General features: G+C 64.8%; 15 protein-coding genes. 5 read left to right on the top strand and 10 right to left on the bottom strand.

The features are described from left to right. Positions 1–168 precede the first annotated feature (168 nt). The gene (gene atzF / locus ACVW16_RS19700) at positions 169–1,974 is read left to right on the top strand and encodes an allophanate hydrolase (protein ID WP_456736602.1); all 1,806 of its coding nucleotides are present in this window, start codon (positions 169–171) and stop codon (positions 1,972–1,974) included. A gap of 3 nt (positions 1,975–1,977) precedes the next feature. On the opposite strand, the gene ACVW16_RS19695 is transcribed toward atzF, so the two are convergent. The 10 genes from ACVW16_RS19695 to ugpB all read right to left on the bottom strand — a co-directional run bounded on the left by ACVW16_RS19695 (position 1,978) and on the right by ugpB (position 13,005). Next, complete coding sequence (locus tag ACVW16_RS19695; RefSeq protein ID WP_456700801.1) at positions 1,978–2,700, bottom strand: GntR family transcriptional regulator; 723 nt, start codon at positions 2,698–2,700, stop codon at positions 1,978–1,980. A 4-nt stretch (positions 2,701–2,704) separates the two neighbouring features. After that, a complete protein-coding gene (hpxZ, locus tag ACVW16_RS19690; RefSeq protein ID WP_456700800.1) occupies positions 2,705–3,097 on the bottom strand; it encodes an oxalurate catabolism protein HpxZ in 393 nt (130 codons plus the stop codon). 1 nt (position 3,098) lies between these two features. Beyond that, positions 3,099–4,493, bottom strand: coding sequence for an AtzE family amidohydrolase (locus ACVW16_RS19685; RefSeq protein ID WP_456736603.1), 1,395 nt, complete (start codon positions 4,491–4,493; stop codon positions 3,099–3,101). Between the two features lie 7 nt (positions 4,494–4,500). Continuing rightward, the gene (locus ACVW16_RS19680) at positions 4,501–4,680 is read right to left on the bottom strand and encodes a DUF4089 domain-containing protein (protein WP_128930863.1); all 180 of its coding nucleotides are present in this window, start codon (positions 4,678–4,680) and stop codon (positions 4,501–4,503) included. 15 nt (positions 4,681–4,695) lie between these two features. Then, a complete protein-coding gene (locus ACVW16_RS19675) occupies positions 4,696–6,465 on the bottom strand; it encodes a dipeptide ABC transporter ATP-binding protein (RefSeq protein WP_456802392.1) in 1,770 nt (589 codons plus the stop codon). Positions 6,466–6,553: 88 nt separating this feature from the next. After that, complete coding sequence (locus ACVW16_RS19670) at positions 6,554–7,453, bottom strand: ABC transporter permease (RefSeq protein ID WP_456700797.1); 900 nt, start codon at positions 7,451–7,453, stop codon at positions 6,554–6,556. Positions 7,454–7,593: 140 nt separating this feature from the next. Beyond that, the gene (locus ACVW16_RS19665; RefSeq protein ID WP_456736605.1) at positions 7,594–8,607 is read right to left on the bottom strand and encodes an ABC transporter permease; all 1,014 of its coding nucleotides are present in this window, start codon (positions 8,605–8,607) and stop codon (positions 7,594–7,596) included. Between the two features lie 100 nt (positions 8,608–8,707). Next, positions 8,708–10,330, bottom strand: coding sequence for an ABC transporter substrate-binding protein (locus ACVW16_RS19660; protein ID WP_456736606.1), 1,623 nt, complete (start codon positions 10,328–10,330; stop codon positions 8,708–8,710). A 218-nt stretch (positions 10,331–10,548) separates the two neighbouring features. After that, on the bottom strand, positions 10,549–11,505 hold the full coding sequence (locus tag ACVW16_RS19655) for an aminoglycoside phosphotransferase family protein (protein ID WP_456736607.1): 957 nt from the start codon (positions 11,503–11,505) through the stop codon (positions 10,549–10,551). 186 nt (positions 11,506–11,691) lie between these two features. Next, positions 11,692–13,005, bottom strand: a complete 1,314-nt coding sequence (gene ugpB / locus ACVW16_RS19650) for a sn-glycerol-3-phosphate ABC transporter substrate-binding protein UgpB (protein WP_456738251.1) — start codon at positions 13,003–13,005, stop codon at positions 11,692–11,694. 204 nt (positions 13,006–13,209) lie between these two features. Between ugpB and ACVW16_RS19645 the strand changes: the two genes are divergently transcribed. Genes ACVW16_RS19645 through ACVW16_RS19630 form a run of 4 tightly spaced genes read left to right on the top strand, consistent with a single transcriptional unit; the run spans position 13,210 to position 18,793 of the window. Continuing rightward, positions 13,210–14,220, top strand: coding sequence for a TRAP transporter substrate-binding protein (locus ACVW16_RS19645; protein WP_456739003.1), 1,011 nt, complete (start codon positions 13,210–13,212; stop codon positions 14,218–14,220). Between the two features lie 54 nt (positions 14,221–14,274). After that, entirely contained in the window at positions 14,275–16,305 is a 2,031-nt protein-coding gene (locus tag ACVW16_RS19640) for an ATP-binding protein (RefSeq protein ID WP_456738252.1), read from the top strand. Next, the gene (locus ACVW16_RS19635) at positions 16,275–18,020 is read left to right on the top strand and encodes an ATP-binding response regulator (protein WP_456736608.1); all 1,746 of its coding nucleotides are present in this window, start codon (positions 16,275–16,277) and stop codon (positions 18,018–18,020) included. The genes ACVW16_RS19640 and ACVW16_RS19635 overlap by 31 nt, the downstream gene beginning before the upstream one ends. A gap of 35 nt (positions 18,021–18,055) precedes the next feature. Next, on the top strand, positions 18,056–18,793 hold the full coding sequence (locus tag ACVW16_RS19630; RefSeq protein ID WP_456700790.1) for a response regulator: 738 nt from the start codon (positions 18,056–18,058) through the stop codon (positions 18,791–18,793). The last annotated feature ends 211 nt before the right edge of the window (positions 18,794–19,004 follow it).

Genomic DNA, 19,004 nt, shown 5'->3' with positions numbered 1-19,004 from the left:
AGTGCCCTGCATAGGGCGTTTGCGGGACGGCTTCCCGCGCATCAGCCCATCCGTCAAGCCTATGATCTCACGACGATATCTGGAACGACTGCACCGCCCGGATAATGTACACAATGGCACATCGCTTGCTTCAATCCGGGTGAGACCAGTTGCCGGAGTTTTGTCGCCATGGGGGCTGAACAGCCTGAAACGATCGCCGCGATCGTGGCCGCGCATCGCGCGGGCACCATCACGCCGGCGCAGACGATCGCGCGAACCTATCAGCGCATCCGCGACCACAACGATCCCGCTGTTTTCATCAGCCTGCGCGACGAGAAGGACGCGATCGCGGAAGCCGAAAAGCTTGCCGCCGAGGACCCCGCCAGCTTGCCGCTCTACGGCGTGCCGGTCGCGGTGAAGGACAACATCGACGCGCTGGGATTTCCGACCACGGCGGCCTGCCCGGCGTTCTCTTACACGCCGGCGCAGGACTCGACCGCCGTAGAGCGGCTGCGGGCAGCGGGCGCGATCATCATCGGCAAGACCAATCTGGACCAGTTCGCAACCGGCCTCGTCGGCGTGCGATCACCCTACGGCATTCCCAGGAATTCGATCCGCGAGGATCTGATTCCCGGCGGATCGAGCTCAGGCTCGGCGGTCGCGGTCGGCGCAGGGCTCGTGCCGCTGGCGCTTGGCACCGACACGGCCGGCAGCGGGCGCGTGCCGGCGATGTTCAACAACATCGTCGGACTGAAGCCGAGCCTCGGCATGATCTCGACTGCTGGCCTGGTGCCGGCCTGCCGAACGCTGGACTGCATCTCGGTGTTCGCGCTGACGGTGGATGACGCGGCGCTCGCGCTGTCGGTCATGGCCGGACCTGACCAGGCCGATCCGTTCTCGCGCGACCGGCCGCTTCAGGCGCTCACACGCTTTCCAGCGAATTTGCGGCTGGGCGTGCCGCGGAATGGGCAGTTGATCTTCTTCGGCGACACGAAATCGGAAGCTGCTTACGGCGAAGCCCTCAAGCGCTGGACGGCTCTCGGTGCCGCGCTGGTCGAATTCGATCTCGAGCCGTTCTACGAGACGGCACGGCTGCTCTATGAGGGGCCCTGGGTTGCCGAGCGGTATCTCGTGATCAAGAATCTGCTGGCTTCGGCACCCGATGCTATTCATCCAGTGACACGAGAGATCACTGCCGCCGGCGCGCGGCTCACGGCAGCGGACACTTTCTCCGCGCTCTACCGCCTGCAGGGCCTACGCAAGATCGCCGAGCGCACGTTTGCAAACATCGACGCGCTGGTGCTGCCGACGGCGCCGACGCCCTACACGACCGCGCAGGTGCTGGCCAATCCGATCGAGCTCAACAGCCGGCTCGGCACCTACACCAATTTTGTCAATCTGCTCGACCTCTGCGGTCTCGCCGTGCCGGCCGCAATGCGTGCGGACGGCATTCCGTTCGGGATCACGCTGCTCGCGCCGGCCGGATGCGATGCGCTGCTTGCGAGCATCGGCCGCGTGTTCCATGCGGATACGAAGCTGACGGTTGGCGCGAAGGGCGCGGCGCAAGCGCCGCTCGCCCCTTTGCCGGGTGGTAGCGACGACGGGATTCCGATTGCGGTGGTCGGCGCGCATCTCTCCGGCATGGCGCTCAACGGCGAACTGAAGGCGCTGAATGCAAAGCTTGTCGAGGCGTCGGAGACTGCGCCGGACTACAAGCTCTACGCACTCGAGACCACGCCGCCGAAGCCCGGCATGCTGCGCGTCGGGGCTGGAAAAGGCGCATCGATCGAGCTGGAGATCTGGTCGCTGTCACCGTCCGCGTTCGGCAAGTTCGTCAACGCGATTCCCGCGCCGATGGCGATCGGTACGATCAGGCTGGCGGATGGCCGCACCGTCAAGGGGTTTCTCGTCGAGCCGGAGGTATTGGGCGAGGCGCGGGATATCACCGCGTTTGGGGGATGGCGGAAGTTCATGGCGGAGGCCGCGACGGCGTAGAGCCTACACCGACACTGCGTAAATCTCGTACTCCCCGCGCACGAGTTCGATATGGGCGCGCATCGCGGCGGCGGCGCCCTGCTTGTCGCCGCGCATGATGGCGACGACGACACGGTCGTGCTCGGCTTGAGATTTTGCCAATCGGCCGAGATTGCGGAACTGGGCGCGGCGGAACGGCTGCACCCGAACTCGCGTCGCCAGCGTGATCTCGGCGATATAGCCGTTCTGCGATCCGGCATAGATCGCGTTGTGGAAACGCTCGTTGACCTCGTGAAAGCGGTCGGGATTGCCGGCGTAGCTGAGAACGCGCAGCTCTTCGTGGATGGCCTCCAGGCCGTGACGCTCGGCGGCCGACATGCGCTCCGCGGCGAGGCCGGCACACAGTGCCTCCAGCTCGGCCATCGCGTCGAACATGCTCGTCAGCCGCTCGATCGAGGGTTGCGCGACGACCGCGCCGCGATGCGGCCGCGCCTCGACCAGGCCGCTTGCGACCAGCTGACGCAAGGCTTCGCGCACCGGCGTGCGCGAGACGCTGAAGCGTCGCGCGATGTCGGTTTCGTCCAGCGGCGCGCCCGGTGCCAAGGTTCCGCGCACGATCTCGTCGGCAAGCTGGAGGCGGATTTCTTCGGCGCGCGTGACCTTCAGCACCGATGGCGAGGCCCGGTCGACCCGCGGCACCACCGGTTCGGCCGGCAGTATCCCGGGCGGAAAATCGTCAAGCGTCATACGGTCAGGTCTCTTTCGACTCGTCGATGATGCTGACATGGGCAGCGACGACGCGCCAGCCCTCAGGGAAACGAATCCAGGTCTGCATCTGCCGCCCGACCTTGCCGGGAGCCGTGTCGCGATAGAACAGGGTGGAGGCGACCGCCGTGTCGCGGCCATAGCTCGAGATCACCGTCTTGGCGGTGCGACGGTTGAGACCAACCGGCGAGCGGCCGGCGCGGAAGCCGGAGATCGCCTCATAGCCGTAGAGGTTCTCGCCGATGCCGTAGCGCAGCGTACGAGGATCATTGCGGAAGAGTTCGCCGAGCACGACAACGTCGTTGCTGACGAGGGCCTGCTCATAGCGCTCGAATGCGGCTTTGACTTCCGCGATCACGTCGGGGAGATCGATCTCCATCTCAAATTCCTCTTGGGTCGGGCGCTGCGACGACACCCATCTTCTCCAATGCGTACGCGACGCGGAGCGCAATGTCCTCGCGCCAGGGCGCACAGATGATCTGCACGCCGATCGGCAATGGCTCGAGCGGCACCGGCACCGCAACCACGGGCAGGCCGATGAACGAGATCGGCTGGGTATGGATGCCGATATTGGCGCGCACTGGCAGTTCGACGCCGTCCAGATTGAAATTGACCTGACCAAGCTTCGGCGCGGTGCAGGGTGTGGCCGGTGCGATCAGCACGTCGACGGATCTGAAAATCTCCGCGAATTGCGCGCGATACCAGCGACGGAATTTTTGCGCGCGATCGACCAGCGGCGCGGGCACCATCGCGCCGGCGATCAGGCGGTCACGCACGGCCGGATCGAAATCGTTGGGACGCTTGCGCAGGCGATCGAGATGCAGCGAGGCGCCCTCGGTGGTGGTGATGACATAGGCCGCGGCCCGGGCACGCGCGGCTTCGGGCACGTCCACGACCTCTGTCGCGCCAAGCGCTTTGGCAACGCGGCTGACGGCTTCGACGGCTTCCGGAAATACATTCTTCTGGAAGTATCCGCCGGCGATTGCGATGCGTAAATCCGAGATCGGATTGGCAAGCAGCGGCAATGTCGGCTCCAAACCACGCGTGGTGCAGGCGTCATCGTCCGCATCCGGGCCCTGCATCGCATCATAGGCAAGCGCGAGATCGGTGACATCGCGTGCGAACGGGCCGAGATGATCGAGGCTCGCCACGAACGGGAACGAGCGCGCCCGCGACAGGCGGCCATAAGTCGGCTTCAGGCCAAAGATGCCGCAGAAAGACGACGGCACGCGGATCGAGCCATTGGTGTCCGAACCGAGCGCGATCGGCACCAGCGCGCCGCCGACCGCGCTACCCGAACCGCCGGAGGAGCCGCCGCTCATCCGCGTGGTGTCATGCGGATTGCGCGAGGGACCGTCGTGGATGTTCTCGCCGGTGAAGTCATAGGCATATTCGCCCATGTTGAGCGCGCCGACGAGAACGGCGCCGGCGGCTTCCATGCGCTCGATCAGCGCGGCATCGCGTGTCGCCGGCGCGAGGTCGCGGTTGATCTTCGAGCCGGCTCGCGTGGGCAGGCCCGCGACGTCGAACAGATTCTTCACGGCGAAGGGGACGCCGGCGAGCGGGCCGACTGTCTTGCCGGCCGCAATGTCGGCGTCGATGGCGCGTGCTTTCGCACGGGCGCGATCGGCGGTGACGTCGGTGAAGGAGTTGAGGGTAGTGTCGTGCTGCTTGATGCGCGCAAGAGCGGCTTCAGTGGCGTCGAGCGCGGTCATCTTGCCGCCGGCGACCGAACTTGCGATTCCCGCGGCCGTCATCTGTGGATTGGTGGTCATGGCAGCATCAGGCCGTGAAGATAGGCGCGGGCTCGGTCTCGTCCGGCAGCGCGAATTCGTCGACCAGGCGACCAAGCCGCAGCGACACTTCGAGATTGGCACGCACAGCGGGCCGCCAGGCCTCTTCCACCGGCAGCGCCAGCGCTTTCGATACGGCGTCGATATAGTCGTCCAGCGGCTCGGCCATCACGCTCCCAAACAATCAGTGCACCGGCAACGGCGGATGCGGGATCGCCGTCAGCAGCTCCTTGGTGTAGTCATCCTGCGGATCGCTCAAGACCTTCTCGGAAGCGCCTTGCTCGACGATCCGCCCCGCCCGCATCACAATGACACGATCGCACAACAAGCGCACTACATTCAAATCATGAGAGACGAACAGATAGCTCATACCTAGCCGCGCTTTGAGATCCTGAAGCAGGTTCAGGACAACCGCCTGCACCGAGACGTCCAGGGCCGCGGTCGGCTCGTCCAGGATGACCAGCTTGGGATGCAGCGCGATCGCGCGGGCGATGCCGACGCGGGCCTTCTGGCCGCCGGAGAGCTGGTGTGGGAAGCGATCCAGCAGATCGTGCGGCAGGCCGACCATGGTCGCAAGCTCCTCGCAGCGAGCACGAAGCGCATCGCGGCCCCTGCTGTCGCCGAGTTGCATGATGGGGTCCGCGATGGCGCGCGCCGCGGTGAAGCGCGGGTTGAGGCTGTCGGTCGGATCCTGGAACACCATCTGGATGCGGCTGCGCTGCGGCAGCCGGGCAAAGGCTGATGGCGCGATGCCGGAGATGTCCTCACCGTCGAACTGGATCAGGCCCGAGGTCTGGTCGAGCAGCCGCATCACCATCATCGACGTGGTCGATTTGCCGCAGCCGGATTCGCCGACCAGGCCGACGCTCTCGCCGGCGCGCATCGAGAAGCTGATCCCGTCGACCGCGCGGAACATGTCGGGCTCGAGGCGCGGCTTGCGGCCGAACAGCTTTCCGAGCGTCGCGGTGGCGCCCTGGCGGGGATATTCCTTGACGAGCTTTTCGATGAGCAGGAGGGGCTTGAGAGTCTCGTCACCCCCGGGCTTGACCGGGGGGTCCATCGATCGAGATGAGTCTTGCGAAGCGTGATGGATGGCCGGGTCGAGCCCGGGCATGACAGTCGCGCCCTCTTCCACGGGCAGCAGATCCCGCAAGCTCACGCCGAGCCGCGGCGTCGCGCGCATCAGCTTCCTGGTGTAGGGGTGCTGCGGGCTCGCGAAGATGTCGGCGGCCTTGGCAGTCTCGACGACTCGGCCCTTCTCCATGACGACCACGCGGTCGCAATAGGCGGCGGCGAGGCCGAGATCGTGGGTGATCAGGATGGTCGACATCGCGCGGCGCTTTGTGAGCTCGACGATCAAATCCATCACCGCCTTCTGCGTCGTCACGTCGAGACCCGTCGTCGGCTCGTCCGCGATCAAGAGCTGCGGATTGCAGGCGAGCGCGAGCGCGATGACGACGCGCTGGCACATGCCGCCTGACAGCTCGAACGGATAAGCGTGATAGCGCTCGCGCGGCCGGGCGATCTTGACCTGCTCCAGCGCCTCGATCGCCTTTTCGCCGTGGTCCGAAACCATCGCCTGCTGCACATGGGTGCGCAGCACATCCTCGATCTGAGCGCCGACCTTGCGGATCGGGTTCAACGCGGCACGCGGGTTCTGGAAGATCATCGAGACTTCGCGGCCGCGCAAATCGCGCATCTGGCCTTCGCTCGCCGCCTTGACGTCGATGCCCGAGAACATCACCGAGCCCTCGGCGATCCGCCCCGCGCGGTCGAGGATGCGCATCACCGCATAGGACGTCACCGACTTGCCGGAGCCTGATTCGCCGACGATCGCGAGCGTCTCCCCCTTGGCGACGGAGATGTTGACGTGCTGCACGGCCTTGACGATGCCGCGGCGGGTGGTGAATTCGACGGTGAGATCCTGGACGTCGAGCAGCGGTTGGGCGGTCATGGACGGCTCACGTTGCTCAAGATATCGAAAACAACCCCATGCACCGTAGAACGAACGTTGGAATCATTGGAGAATTTCTGCCAGACCATCACGTCCTCCGCTGGGGGTCGACGATGTCGCGCAGGCCGTCGCCGAGGAGGTTGAAGCAGAACACGGCGGTCATCAGCGCAAGGCCGGGGAACAGCGCGATCCACCACTCGCCTGACACCATGAAGCCCGCGCCTTCCGCGACCATGATGCCCCATTCGGCGGTCGGCGGGCGAACACCGAGGCCGATGAAGGAGAGACCCGCGGCGTTGAGGATGGCATAGCCCATGGTCAGCGACATCTGCACGATCATGATCGGCATGATGTTCGGCAGGATGTGCACCAGAAGAACTCGGAACTCGCCGTTGCCGGAGAGGCGCGCCGCCTGCACGAAACCGGCATTGCGACGGACGTTCGCCTCCGCGCGGGCGACGCGGGCATAGAGCGGGAAGTTCACGATGGCGGTCGCGAGGATGATGTTCTGAACCGTGTTGCCGAGCGCGGCAACGATGCCCATGGCCAGCACGAACAGCGGGAAGGCCATGATGGTATCGGCGATGCGGCCGACGATGCGGTCGGTCCAGCCGCCGAAATAGCCGGCCGCGATGCCGGCGAGCCCGCCCATCAAAAACACCAGCACGACCGAAGCGACCGCAATGAACGTATCGAGCCGCGTCGCCACCACGACACGGCTGAAAATGTCCCGGCCAAGCTGGTCGGTGCCGAACCAGTGCGCGGCCGATGGCGGTTTCAGCGCCGCGGCGGTGTCGGAGGCCAGCGGATCGTAGGGCACCACCGAGGGGCCGAAGATCGCGGCGATCAGGATCAGGATCAGCAGAGCGAAAGCGAAGCCCGTGACCTTGTTCTCGCTCAGGACGTAGCGGGTCTGTTCGAGGACGGCACCAAGCCCCGAGGTCCGCGCAGGGCCGACGGGTTCGACAGCAGGCGCAACGGAGCTCATTGTTTCACTCCTGGAGCTTCATGACTTTGGGTCGCGAGCCGGGAGTTGGCTTCACCTCTCCCGTCTCGCCAACCCTCCCCCGCAAGCGGGGGAGGGAGCGCACCGCTCGCGTGACTCGCATCGACCGCGATCATGATGCGCTAACCCTCCAGCCGCACGCGCGGATCGATCACGCCGTACAAGATGTCGATCACGAGATTGAGCAGCACGTACATGACCGCCATGGTGAGGACGAAACCCTGGACCGGCGCGAAGTCCGACGAGATCAGCGCTTCCACCGCGTAGGAGCCGATGCCGGGCCAGGCGAACACCTTTTCCACCAGCACGTTGGCGCCAAGCAGGAACGAGAACACCATGCTGAGCGTGGTGACGACGGGAAGCATCGCATTGCGGAAGGCATAGGTGACGATGACTGTCGACGGTGCCAGGCCGCTGGCGCGCGCGGTGCGAACGAATTCGGATGCGAGCACCGCGAGCATGGAGGCGCGCGTCATGCGCGCGATCGGCGCCAGCGAGAAGATCGCGAGCGTCGTCGCAGGGAGGATGAGCTGGCCCAGCGCCGAGCGAAACGCCTCGAAGTCGCGGGCGATCAGGGTGTCGACCAGATAGAAGCCGGTGACAGTCGGCGGTGCGCTGTAGAACACGTCCAAGCGGCCGAGGGGTGCCGGCGACCAGCCGAGCCGGAAGTAGAAGACATAGACCAGCACGAGACCGGTGAAGAACACCGGCAGCGAGACGCCCGCTGTCGTCGTCACCCGGCAGAGATGGTCGATCCACGATCCCGGCCGTGTTGCGGCCAATACGCCGAGCGGAATGGCGATCGCGACGGAAACGATCAGGCCGAGCAGCGTCAGCTCGGCGGAGGCCGGCAGGCGGTTGCGAATTTCGGCTGCGACCGGCTGCCCCGTCGTCAGCGAGTTGCCGAAATCGCCATGGGCGAGATCGTTGGTGTAGCGGAAGAACTGCTCGATCAACGGCTTGTCGAGGCCGAGCTTTTTGCGAATCTGCTCGACGGCTTCCTTGGTCGCTGCGGGACCGGCAAAATAAGCGGCGGGATCACCCGGCAGCGCGCGCGTCAGCAGGAAGGTGACGATGACGACGCCGATCAGCGAGGGAATCGCAAACATCAGGCGCTTGCCGATCATGGTGAGCATGGGGCTCGCTCCGCTCGCGCGAATGGTGAATAGCGAGTGGCGAATGGCTTACTCATGGCCGACAATCCGCATTCGCTACCCCCTATTCGCTAGTCGCCACTCACCCCTTCGCCATCGCGCGATAGTCCAGTCTGCGGTGAAACCAGTACTGGTAGCCGCTGATGTTCTTCTGCATCGCGACGTTGACGAAGGGCTGGTACAGCGGGATGCGCGGGATGTCGGTGTAGGCGAGGTCAACGAAACCCTTGACGTCGGCATCGTAGGCGGCTGTGTCGCCGCTGGCGGCAGCGGTGCGCGCGCCGTCGATCAGCCTGTCCATCTCCGCCGACTTGTAGCTCATGGTGTTGAAGACGGAATTGTTGCCGTGATAGCACCAGTAGAAGAAGTATTCGGGGTAATCGAGCCAGCCCGAGAACACGTTGGTGAAGAGCGGCATCTCCTTCTTGTTGAGCTCGGTACGCCAGTTGGCGCCCGGCACCTTGTTGATGATGGTCTTGATGCCGATCTGGGCGAGGCTCTCCTGCACCAGCACGCAGAGCGGCTCGTTGACACCGGCGAAATTCAGGTCGAACGAGATCGTGGTCTCGAAGCCGCCGGCGAGGCCTGCTTCCGCCATCAGCGCCTTCGCCTTCTCGATGTCGGTGTTGTATTTGTGCGGCTGCGGCCAGGCGACTTCGGTCGGCTTGTCCTTCGCGGCACCGAACATCGGATTCGCCAGCCCGAACATCACGGCGTCCATGATCTTCTGGTAGGGCAGCGCATAGGCGACGGCCTGACGGACCTTGGGATTGTCGAACGGCGGCCTGGTGACGTTCATGCCGATATATTGGATGCCGTTGGAGAACGGCAGCGACACCACGTTGAGCTTGCCGTTGGCCTTCATCTCCTGAAAATCCTTGTTCGGAAGTTCGTAGGAAATGTCGGCGTCGCCGCGCTCCAGGAGCGCGCGGCGGTTGCCGGCCTGGGGCACCATGCGCCAGATCACGCGCTTGATCTTCGGCAGCGGACCGCACACCCAGTCGTCGTTGCGCTCCATGATCACTTCGGTGCCGGCGGTCCACTTCGTCACCTTGTAGGCGCCGGAGCCCGCGGTCTGCTGCTTGGTGAACTCCAGACCCCAGGGGTCCTTCTCGCTTGAATTCTTCTTCACCAGCTCGGAGTTGACGATGCAGGGCACGATCACGGCGAGATCGGGGACCGTCAGCCTGTCCTTCTTCAGGAAGTCGACGCGCACGGTATAGTCGTCGATCACGACGAACTGCTCGGGCTTGGTCAGCGATCCCGCGCTCATCTGGAAGGTCGGGAAGCCGCCGACGCTGACCGCGCGGTCGAGCGACCATTTCACGTCCTTGGCAGTCACCGGCGCGCCATCGTGGAATTTCGCATTCTTGCGCAGCTTGAACGTGACCGACATGTCGTCGATCCTGAAGTCTTCGGCCAATTCGCCCTTGAACTTGTCGCGGTCGTAATAGGGCACGCCGCCGGGACCGGTCTTCATCTCATGGCTGATCAGGCGGTCGTAGCAATTCCAGGACACCTCGTAGCCCGGCACGTTGGTGCCGACGCCGTGGATGTCGAGATTGTTGGGGCCGCCCTCCGAGACGATCAGCAGCGTCTCCGAGCGCGCATCGGCATGGGCCGGGGAGATGATGTGGGGGGCGGCCGGTAGCGCCGCGCCGAGGGCCAATCCGGACACGGATTTCAGGAAATCGCGGCGCTGCATGAGCCTGCTCCAACGCGGATGCTTCTGGTTGGAACAGGACTCGCAAGGTTCGTGCCAAGGGTTAGCGAGGGATTAATACCTTGATATCACGCGTTTATATCCGAGACCGGCGGATGCATCGTCAGCGCTCGAGCTGCGCGCATTGCATACAAAGATACGTATTTGCTCAAATAGTAGGCCAATCTCGATTTGGCCTATTTGGGAGGCGCAGCACGCCATCACGCCCAGATCAGCTCCTGCAGCTCGATCAGATCGTTCGCCTGCTGCTGCCAGCCCTCGATGCAGATGTGGCTGTTGAGGTCGCTGGCCTGGTGCAGCAGCATCAGAGCCATCAGGCGCCGCTTCAGCGCGAAATCGGGATTGGGATAGCCGAAGCCTTCGAGCAGGCTGCGCACCCTGCCCGGCCGGCCCGCCGCCATGAAGGCGCTGGGGCCGAGCAGATCGTAGTCGCGCCAGCCGGCCCGGACGTCGCCGAAGTCGAACAGGCCGGCAAGCGACCAGTTGCCGCCATCGCAGGCGAGCAGAAAATTCTCGGGAATGTATTCGCCGATCAGGATCACCGGCGGGGCGTCCATCGGGATCAACGTCGCGGCGTCGCGCAGGAGATCGTCGAGGCCTTCAAGGAATTTCGGCGCGAGGCCAAGACGCCTGTGCCGCGCCCTGCAGCCCCGCATCTGCGCGCGCATGAACGCATCCCAGCGCGGCTCGATCTCGGCGATCGGGCCGAGCGGCACGCGCTGCACGGCGGCGATGGTCTCGCCGATCTGTCCCAGCACGCGCTCCTTCTGCGCCTCCGGCAATGAGGGCCAGGCCTCCGAGCCGAGCGTGCCTGCCAACCGCGTGATGATCAGATAGGGCCAGCCGTCGCGCTCACCGTCTGCGACGATCTCGGGGATCGGCAAATGAAGCCGGCCCGCGAGCTGCGTCAGCGAGCCGCGCTCGGCGACGAATTGCGCGCGCAATAGCGGCGGGAAGATCTTCAGGATCAGTTTGTCGTTGAGTCCGACCACGAGATTGGTGCCGGTCGAGAACACGTGCGGCGCGCTGGTATCCAGGCCGTGGCTACGAGCGATGTCGAGGGCGATCGGCAACCATTGCTGGGGGCCGGAGCGCCAGGTGCGAAAGGCCAGCGTGTCGGCGAAGGCCGGCAAGTTTTGCGATGGCGCGATGGTCATCGGTGCAAACCAAGCAGACGATGCACTTCTCCCGCTTGCGGGAGAGGTCGCGCCGAAGGCGCGGGTGAGGGCTCTTTCCACTGGGGGGTTCTCGCAACCGGAGAGACGCCCAGCCCAGCCCTCCCCCGCAAGCGGGAGAGGGGGCGCACCTTATCTGCGGCGACGGAGGGGCCCAATCTGAAATTCCTACTGCTCCGGGCTGGCGCGCTCGAACTGGCGCAGCAGCTTGTTGCCGCGTTCGACCGCGGCATCGAGGGCGGCCTGCGCGCTCTTCTGGCCGGAGAAGGCCTGCTCCAGCTCCTCTTCGATCGTGCCGCGGATCAGGTTGAAGGAGCCGAGCCGGATGCCCTTCGAATTCTCCGTCGGCGGATGCAGCGTGATCTCCTCGAACGAGATCGCCGAGCCCGGATTACGCTCGTAGAAGCCCTGTGCGCGGGTCACCTCGAAGGCGGCGCGGGTGATCGGCAAATAGCCGGTGTTCTGATGCCAGGCGGCCTGCACGCCGGGCTGCGACAGATACGCGAAGAATCGCGCCACGCCCTTGTATTCCTCGCGCGGCCGGTCGCGCAGCACCCACAGCGTGGCGCCGCCGATGATGGAGTTCTGCGGCGCGCCCTTCACGTCGGGCCAATACGGCATCATGCCGTAGCCGATCTCGAATTTCGAATTCGCCTTGATATCGGCGCGCGTCGCCGAGGATCCGATGAAGATGCCGCATTCGCCGTTCTGGAAGCGCGGCTCGGCGGCCTGGCCGCGGCCGCCATAGTCGAACAGCTTTGTCTTCTGCCATTCGGCGAGCTGGGCAATGTGCTTGACCACGGCCGGATTGTTGATGGTCAGCTCGGCATCAAGGCCCGCAAAGCCGTTGGCCCGGGTCGCAAGCGGCAGATTGTGAAACGCCGAAAAATTCTCGACATGAATCCACGATGGCCACGACGTGGTGAACCCGCAGACAGCGCCGTGCTCGCGCAGGCGCCTTGCAACGGCGCCGAGTTCGGGCCAGGTTTTCGGCGGCGTCTCCGGATCGAGCCCGGCATCGCGAAACATGGTCTTGTTGTAATAGAGGATCGGCGTCGACGAGTTGAACGGCAAGGACAACAGATTGCCCGAAGCATCGCTGTAGTAGCCGGAGACCGCCGGAAGGTAATCGTCGATCGAGAACGGCTCGCCCATGTCCCGCATCATGCTGTACACCGGGTAGATCGCCCCCTTGGCGGCGGTCATCGTCGCGGTGGCGACCTCGTTGACCTGGACGATCGCGGGCTGGCTGCGCGAGCGGAAGGCGAAGATCGCGGCCGTCACCGTCTCGGTGTAATTGCCCTTGTAAGCAGGCAGGACGCGATAATCCGACTGCGAGGCATTGAAGTCGGAGGCGAGCTTCTCGACCTGCTTGCCGAGCTCGCCCGACATCGCATGCCACCAGGCGATATCGGTTTTGGCGCGCGCCTCGCAGCTCCATGCGAGGGCCATGATGGCGGCGGCGACCTGCGATAGACGCAATGCTGAAGTCACGATGGCTTTTCCCGGATCAAGCAGCAAAAGGCGACCAAACCCTGCTTAAGGCGCGGCACAGGTCGTTTCAACCGGGAAGAAGAGCCCGTCGCGCTGCACAATAGCCCGGCGGGATGGCCTTCTCTTTACCATCTGCTAGATTGCATTGAACCATTCGGTCTCGCCATAGACTCCATCTCCGAGGGGTTGAGTGTGCCAGTGTTAAACCGTGCCGAACCCACACGGACCGGGGTGATCTTCGTCGCATTTCTGCTCGCCACGTTCGCGATGGGCGTGTGCGCGACGGATGCTGCTGCGCGCGAATTCCGCGCCGCCGATACCCAGACCGAGGATTACCCGACCGTCCAGGCTCTACGCTACATGAGCGTCCTGATCTCTGAGCGCACCGGCGGCCGGCACGAGATCAAGGTGTTTCACTCCCGCCAGCTCGGCGAGGAGAAGGAGACCATCGAGCAGACCCGCGCCGGTGCGATCGATCTCAACCGTACCAACGTGGCGCTGATCGGCAACTTCGTCCCGGCGATGAACGTGCTCGCCATGCCGTTCCTGTTCCGGTCCATCGAGCACATGCAGAAGGTGCTGGACGGTCCGATCGGCAGGGAGATCCTCGACAGCTTCGAACCTTATGGCTTCGTCGGGCTCGCCTTTTACGATTCCGGGGCACGCTCGATCTACAACAGCGTCCGTCCGGTCAAGAGCATCGCCGATCTCAAGGGATTGCGGATCCGGGTGCAGCAATCGGAGTTGATGAGCCAGATGATCCGCTCGCTCGGCGCCGAGCCGGTCGAATTGCCCTACGGCCAGGTGCTGACGGGGCTCGCGACCCACCTGATCGACGGCGCCGAAAACAACTGGCCGTCCTTCGTGACCACGGACCATTACAAATATGCCGGCTACTACACCCTCACCGAGCATACGATGAGCCCGGAGGTGCTGGTGATCTCGCTCAAGGCCTGGCGCAGCCTGTCGGCCGAAGACCAGACGATTTTCAGGGAGGCCGCGGCGCGCTCGAGCCTGTTCATGCGCGAGAAATGGCGCGACCTCGAGGAGCGATCGCAGCGCAGGGCCGAGGCCGCCGGCATCACCGTGATCAAGACGATCGACCGCAAGCCGTTCGAGGACGCGATGGCGCCCGTATACGCCAAGGCCGCGCAGGACCCCGCCACGGCCGCGCTGCTCGAACGCATTCGCAAGGTGGAGTGAGGCCGCTTGATCGCGCCCGGCACCAGCGAGAGCGCAGAGCGGCCGCCCGGCCCGATCGGACGGCTGCGAGCCCGGCTCGTCGGCGTGCTGCGCGCGGTGCCGATCCGCTGGCGCATCCTCTCCATCGCGGCGCTGAACTCGGCCGTCGTGATCGTGCTGGTGGCAATGATCTGGAACGGCGCGCAGGTGCTGGGCTCGGCCTGGGATGACGTGCGCCAGGTGCGCCAATCGGACCGGGTCCTGGCGCTGCTCGAAAGCGAGACCGGACGGCTGCAGAACCTGATCCACCGCTACATCAACCAGCCGAGCCCGGAGCTGTTCGCCGAGATCCTGCTGCTGCGCGAGGCCGTGCTCGGCACGCTGACGGACCGCGCCGCCAAGGACCCGATGCTGTCAGGCTCGGTCGAGGAGCTGGAGCGCACCACCGACCGCTTCCTCAACGGCTTCGGCGAGCTGCGCACCGTGCAGGCCACCATCGCCAAGACCTATGAAGAGCAGGTGCAGGGGCCGGCCAGGGACATGGCGGGTCTTTACTCCATCATCGAGGGCGCCACCGGCCATCGCGATGCGCTGATCTGGCCCTCGCTGGGCAAGTCGCGCGAGGCCTTCACGGCGATGCTGGTCGCAGCCAATTCCTATTATTTGTCGCTGTCGCCGGGTGCGGCCGAGGAAGCGCGGCGCAACACCGAGACGATCGAGAAGACCATTCCCGTCATGATCGATCTGGCCGACAACGATCTCCAGAAGATGGCGCTGCAGAAGCTTTCGACCCGCACGACGGCGCTGCGCCAGGGCTTCGCAAGGCTCAGCGAGCAATTGACCAACCGCACCGACTTGCTGCGCAACACCATCGATGCCAGCCAGGCCGAGGCGATCGGCGCCATCGACGATCTCTCGACCAAGATGCGCCAGCGCGAGCAGAAGGCGCAGGAGACGTTTGATCGTACGCTCGCCGACATTTCACGGCGCGTGCTGTCGATCGCGGTGATCTTTCTCGGCATCATCCTCAGCGCCGGCGTGCTGATCGCGCTGTCGATCCGGCTGCCGCTGCAGCAGATCATGGCGGCGATGCGCGCGATCGCGCTCGGCGATCTCGGCCGGGAGGTGCAGGGCACCAAGGCACGCGACGAGGTCGGCGCGATGGCGCGCGCGGTGGAGGTGTTCCGCGAGAACGCGATCGCGAAACGGCAGACCGAGGACGAGCTGCGGGCCTCGAAGGAAAAGGCCGAGAGCGCGCTGCTCGAGCTCAATGCCGCACAGCAGAACCTGATCGATGCCGAACGGCTCGCAGCACTCGGCGGCCTCGTCGCCGGCGTCGCGCACGAGGTCAACAACCCAATCGGCATCAGCCTGACGGTCGCCTCGAGTTTTGCGAGGCGCAGCGAGATCTTCGAGGCCCAGCTCAGGGGCGACGGCGGGCTTCGCCGCTCGCAGCTCGAGGAGTTCGTGCAATCCTCGCGCGATGCCTCGCAGCAGCTCGTCGCCAACCTCACGCGCGCCGGCGAGCTGATCCAGTCGTTCAAGCAGGTCGCGGTCGACCGCTCCCACGCCGAGCGGCGGCAATTCTCGCTGAGCGAAGCCACCGACCAGATCATCGCGAGCCTGCGCCCGGTGCTCAAGCGCTCGCCGATCACGCTCGATGTCGACGTGCCCGAGGGGCTGTTGCTCGACGGCTACCCCGGCTCCTATGGCCAGATCCTCACCAATCTGTTCCTCAACGCCGCCAACCATGCCTTTGCCGACGGCCGCGCCGGCACCATCACGGTCTCCGCCCGCCCCCGCGGCACCGACGATATCGAGATCAGCTTCGCCGACGACGGGGCCGGCATGACCCCTGACGTGCAGCGCCAGGCCTTTGACCCATTCTTTACCACGAGGCGCAATGAAGGTGGCACGGGACTGGGCCTGCATATCGTCTATAACCTCGTCACCCAGCAGCTCGGCGGACGGATGATGCTGGAATCCAAGCTGGGACAAGGCACTACTTTTCGCATTATCATGCCGCGGATCGCCAAGGGCGGCGCGCAAAACACAGAAACTGACGGGACTTCTCAATGGCCGAACAGGACGATGTCCTCCACCTGATCGACGACACCGGTACCGCGCCGGAGGATATGGACGCCCGGAAATGGAAGATCGCGGTCATCGACGACGATCCGGCCGTGCATGACGGCACCCGCTTTGCGCTGTCCGATTACAGCCTGAACGGCCAGAGCCTGGAGATCCTCTCCGCCCATTCCGCGGCGGAAGGCCGCAAGCTGATGGCCGAGCACAGCGACATCGCCGCGGTGCTGCTCGACGTCATCATGGAGACCGACGTCGCAGGCCTCGAGCTGGTCGAATACATCCGCAACGTGCTCAAGAACGAGACCGTGCGCATCATCCTGCGCACCGGCCAGCCCGGCCAGGCGCCGGAGCGGCGCGTGATCGTGCAGTACGACATCAACGACTACAAGGCCAAGACCGAGCTCACCGCCGACAAGCTGTTCACCTCGCTGACCGCGGCGCTGCGCTCCTACCAGCAGCTCGAGCGCATGGTGCAGACGCGGCGCGGGCTCGAGATCATCATCGACGCGGCCTCGACGCTGTACGACTTCAAGTCGATGCAGCGGCTCGCGGAGGGCGTGCTGACCCAGCTCGCCTCGCTGCTCAACGTCGATTGCGCGGGCATACTGGTTTTGCGCGACAATGGCGGCGTCGACCCTGAACTCTCGGTGCTCGCGGGCAGCGGCTGTTACAGCCGCTTCATCGGCACCACCTCCTCGAAGGCGCTCGACCCGGATTTGCGCCAGCTGGTGGAGGACGCGTTCCAGCGCCGCAAGAACGAATTCGCCGACCACCGCAGCGTGATCTATTTGCGCACCGGATCCGGCCGCGAGGTCGTGGTGCTGCTGCAGTCGGAGCGCGATCTGTCCGAGACCGACCGCTCGCTGGTCGAGATATTCTCCTCCAGGCTCTCGATCGCGTTCGACAACGTCATCCTCTACCAGCAGCTCCAGGCCGCCAACGCGCAGCTGGAAGACCGCGTCGCCCAACGCACCCGCGCGCTGATGCAGGCCAACCGCCGTCTCTCGGCGCAATGGTTGCGGCTGCAGCGCGCCAACGGCTTCAAGAACGAGATCCTGGGCACCGTCGCGCACGATTTGAAGAACCCGCTCGGCGTCATTCTCGGTCGCACCGAGATGCTGAAGGAGCTGATCTCGACCGGCGCCTCGTCTTCGGGGGTGGTCGCCCAGGTCGACCACATCCGCGACGCCACCAAGCGCCTGACCACGATGGTCGACCATCTGATCTCGGATGCGATGGCCGATGCCTTCGACATCACCATCCGCCGCGAGCCGGTCGACGTCGCGGCCCTGGTGAAGGAGGTCGCCGAGGCCAACCAGCCGCTCGCGGTCAACAAGCAGCAGACGATCAGCGTCACCGCGCCGGCCAATATCGTCACCATGTGCGACACCGACCGCATCCGCGAGGCGATCGACAACCTCATCAGCAACGCCATCAAATACTCGCCGATTTCAGGCAAGATCGGCGTCGTGGTCAGCCATGAGGGCAGCGACACCATCATCCGCGTCAACGACGAGGGCGCCGGCCTCTCGCCCGAAGACCTCGGCCGGCTGTTCGGCCGGTTTCAGCGGCTATCCGCAAAACCGACGGCAGGTGAGAGCTCGACCGGGCTTGGGTTGTCCATCGTCAAGCGTATTATCGACATGCACGGCGGCGAGGTAACCGCCGAGAGCGACGGTCCGGGCAAGGGCTCGACCTTCACCATCACCCTGCCCGCGACCGAGATGCCGTGATTTGCGTCCTGAGATCTGCAAGAATCTGAAGTGACATGACACAAAGCCAGCACATCATGATCGTCGACGATGAGGCCCCCGCCCGCGAGATGGTCGGTGATTACCTCAAGATGCACGGCTTCACCGTGACGCTGTGCGACGGAGGCAAGAGCTTGCGCGCCGCGATCGACGGCAGCATGCCCGATCTCGTCGTGCTCGACCTCAACATGCCCGAGGAAGACGGTCTCTCGATCATCCGCGACCTCAAGAGCCGCATCAACGTCCCCGTCATCATGCTCACGGCGACCGCGAGCCCGATCGACCGCGTGGTCGGCCTCGAGCTCGGCGCCGACGATTACGTCGCAAAGCCCTGCGAGCTGCGCGAGTTGATGGCGCGAATCCGCTCGGTGCTGCGCCGGAGCACGCCGGCGAAATCAGCAGCCAGCGACGCCGGGCCAGCGAAATCCGACAAGGATCAATTGGTACGCTTCGGCACCAAATGGCTCGACCTCGAAGCCCAGGCGCTGCGCGACGACGAGGGCAACGAGCATCCGCTGACCGCGTCCGAATTCGGGCTGCTGAAAGTGTTCGCCGCCAATCCGAAGCGCGTGCTGTCGCGCGAGCGCCTCCTCGAATTGGCCAATGCGCGCGACGCCGAAGCCTTCGACCGCGCCGTGGACCTGCGCATCATGCGCATCCGCCGCAAGATCGAGCCCGACCCCACCAAGCCCGCCGTGATCCGCACCATCCGCGGCGGCGGCTATCTGTTCTCACCCGCGGGCGAGAAGACGTAAAGCGCGTCGCCCACGCGCGGTGGTGTTCGGCGCGACCAAACGCAAGCCCCGGAAATCGGTTCCGCCCAGTCCAAATCAGCGACACCGTAATATCCACACATTGAAATCACACGCCTTTTTGGTCCGAATGTTTCGTCGCGGCGTGAGTGACGAAACAATTTGGCCGCGCACGAAACCATTTTCCTCTTGTCGTGCAGACGTCCCGAAACCT

The sequence above is a fragment of the Bradyrhizobium sp. USDA 4474 genome, from assembly GCF_054057515.1.
Note: the sequence above shows the minus strand (reverse complement) of the source record. Positions and strands in the feature narration are given on the sequence as shown.

Coding starts and splice junctions, on each gene's coding strand:
- atzF (WP_456736602.1), top strand. CDS start 169: ATGGGGGCTGAACAGCCTGAAACGATCGCCGCGATCGTGGCCGCGCAT.
- ACVW16_RS19695 (WP_456700801.1), bottom strand. CDS start 2,700: ATGACGCTTGACGATTTTCCGCCCGGGATACTGCCGGCCGAACCGGTG.
- hpxZ (WP_456700800.1), bottom strand. CDS start 3,097: ATGGAGATCGATCTCCCCGACGTGATCGCGGAAGTCAAAGCCGCATTC.
- ACVW16_RS19685 (WP_456736603.1), bottom strand. CDS start 4,493: ATGACCACCAATCCACAGATGACGGCCGCGGGAATCGCAAGTTCGGTC.
- ACVW16_RS19680 (WP_128930863.1), bottom strand. CDS start 4,680: ATGGCCGAGCCGCTGGACGACTATATCGACGCCGTATCGAAAGCGCTG.
- ACVW16_RS19675 (WP_456802392.1), bottom strand. CDS start 6,465: ATGACCGCCCAACCGCTGCTCGACGTCCAGGATCTCACCGTCGAATTC.
- ACVW16_RS19670 (WP_456700797.1), bottom strand. CDS start 7,453: ATGAGCTCCGTTGCGCCTGCTGTCGAACCCGTCGGCCCTGCGCGGACC.
- ACVW16_RS19665 (WP_456736605.1), bottom strand. CDS start 8,607: ATGCTCACCATGATCGGCAAGCGCCTGATGTTTGCGATTCCCTCGCTG.
- ACVW16_RS19660 (WP_456736606.1), bottom strand. CDS start 10,330: ATGCAGCGCCGCGATTTCCTGAAATCCGTGTCCGGATTGGCCCTCGGC.
- ACVW16_RS19655 (WP_456736607.1), bottom strand. CDS start 11,505: ATGACCATCGCGCCATCGCAAAACTTGCCGGCCTTCGCCGACACGCTG.
- ACVW16_RS19635 (WP_456736608.1), top strand. CDS start 16,275: ATGGCCGAACAGGACGATGTCCTCCACCTGATCGACGACACCGGTACC.
- ACVW16_RS19630 (WP_456700790.1), top strand. CDS start 18,056: ATGACACAAAGCCAGCACATCATGATCGTCGACGATGAGGCCCCCGCC.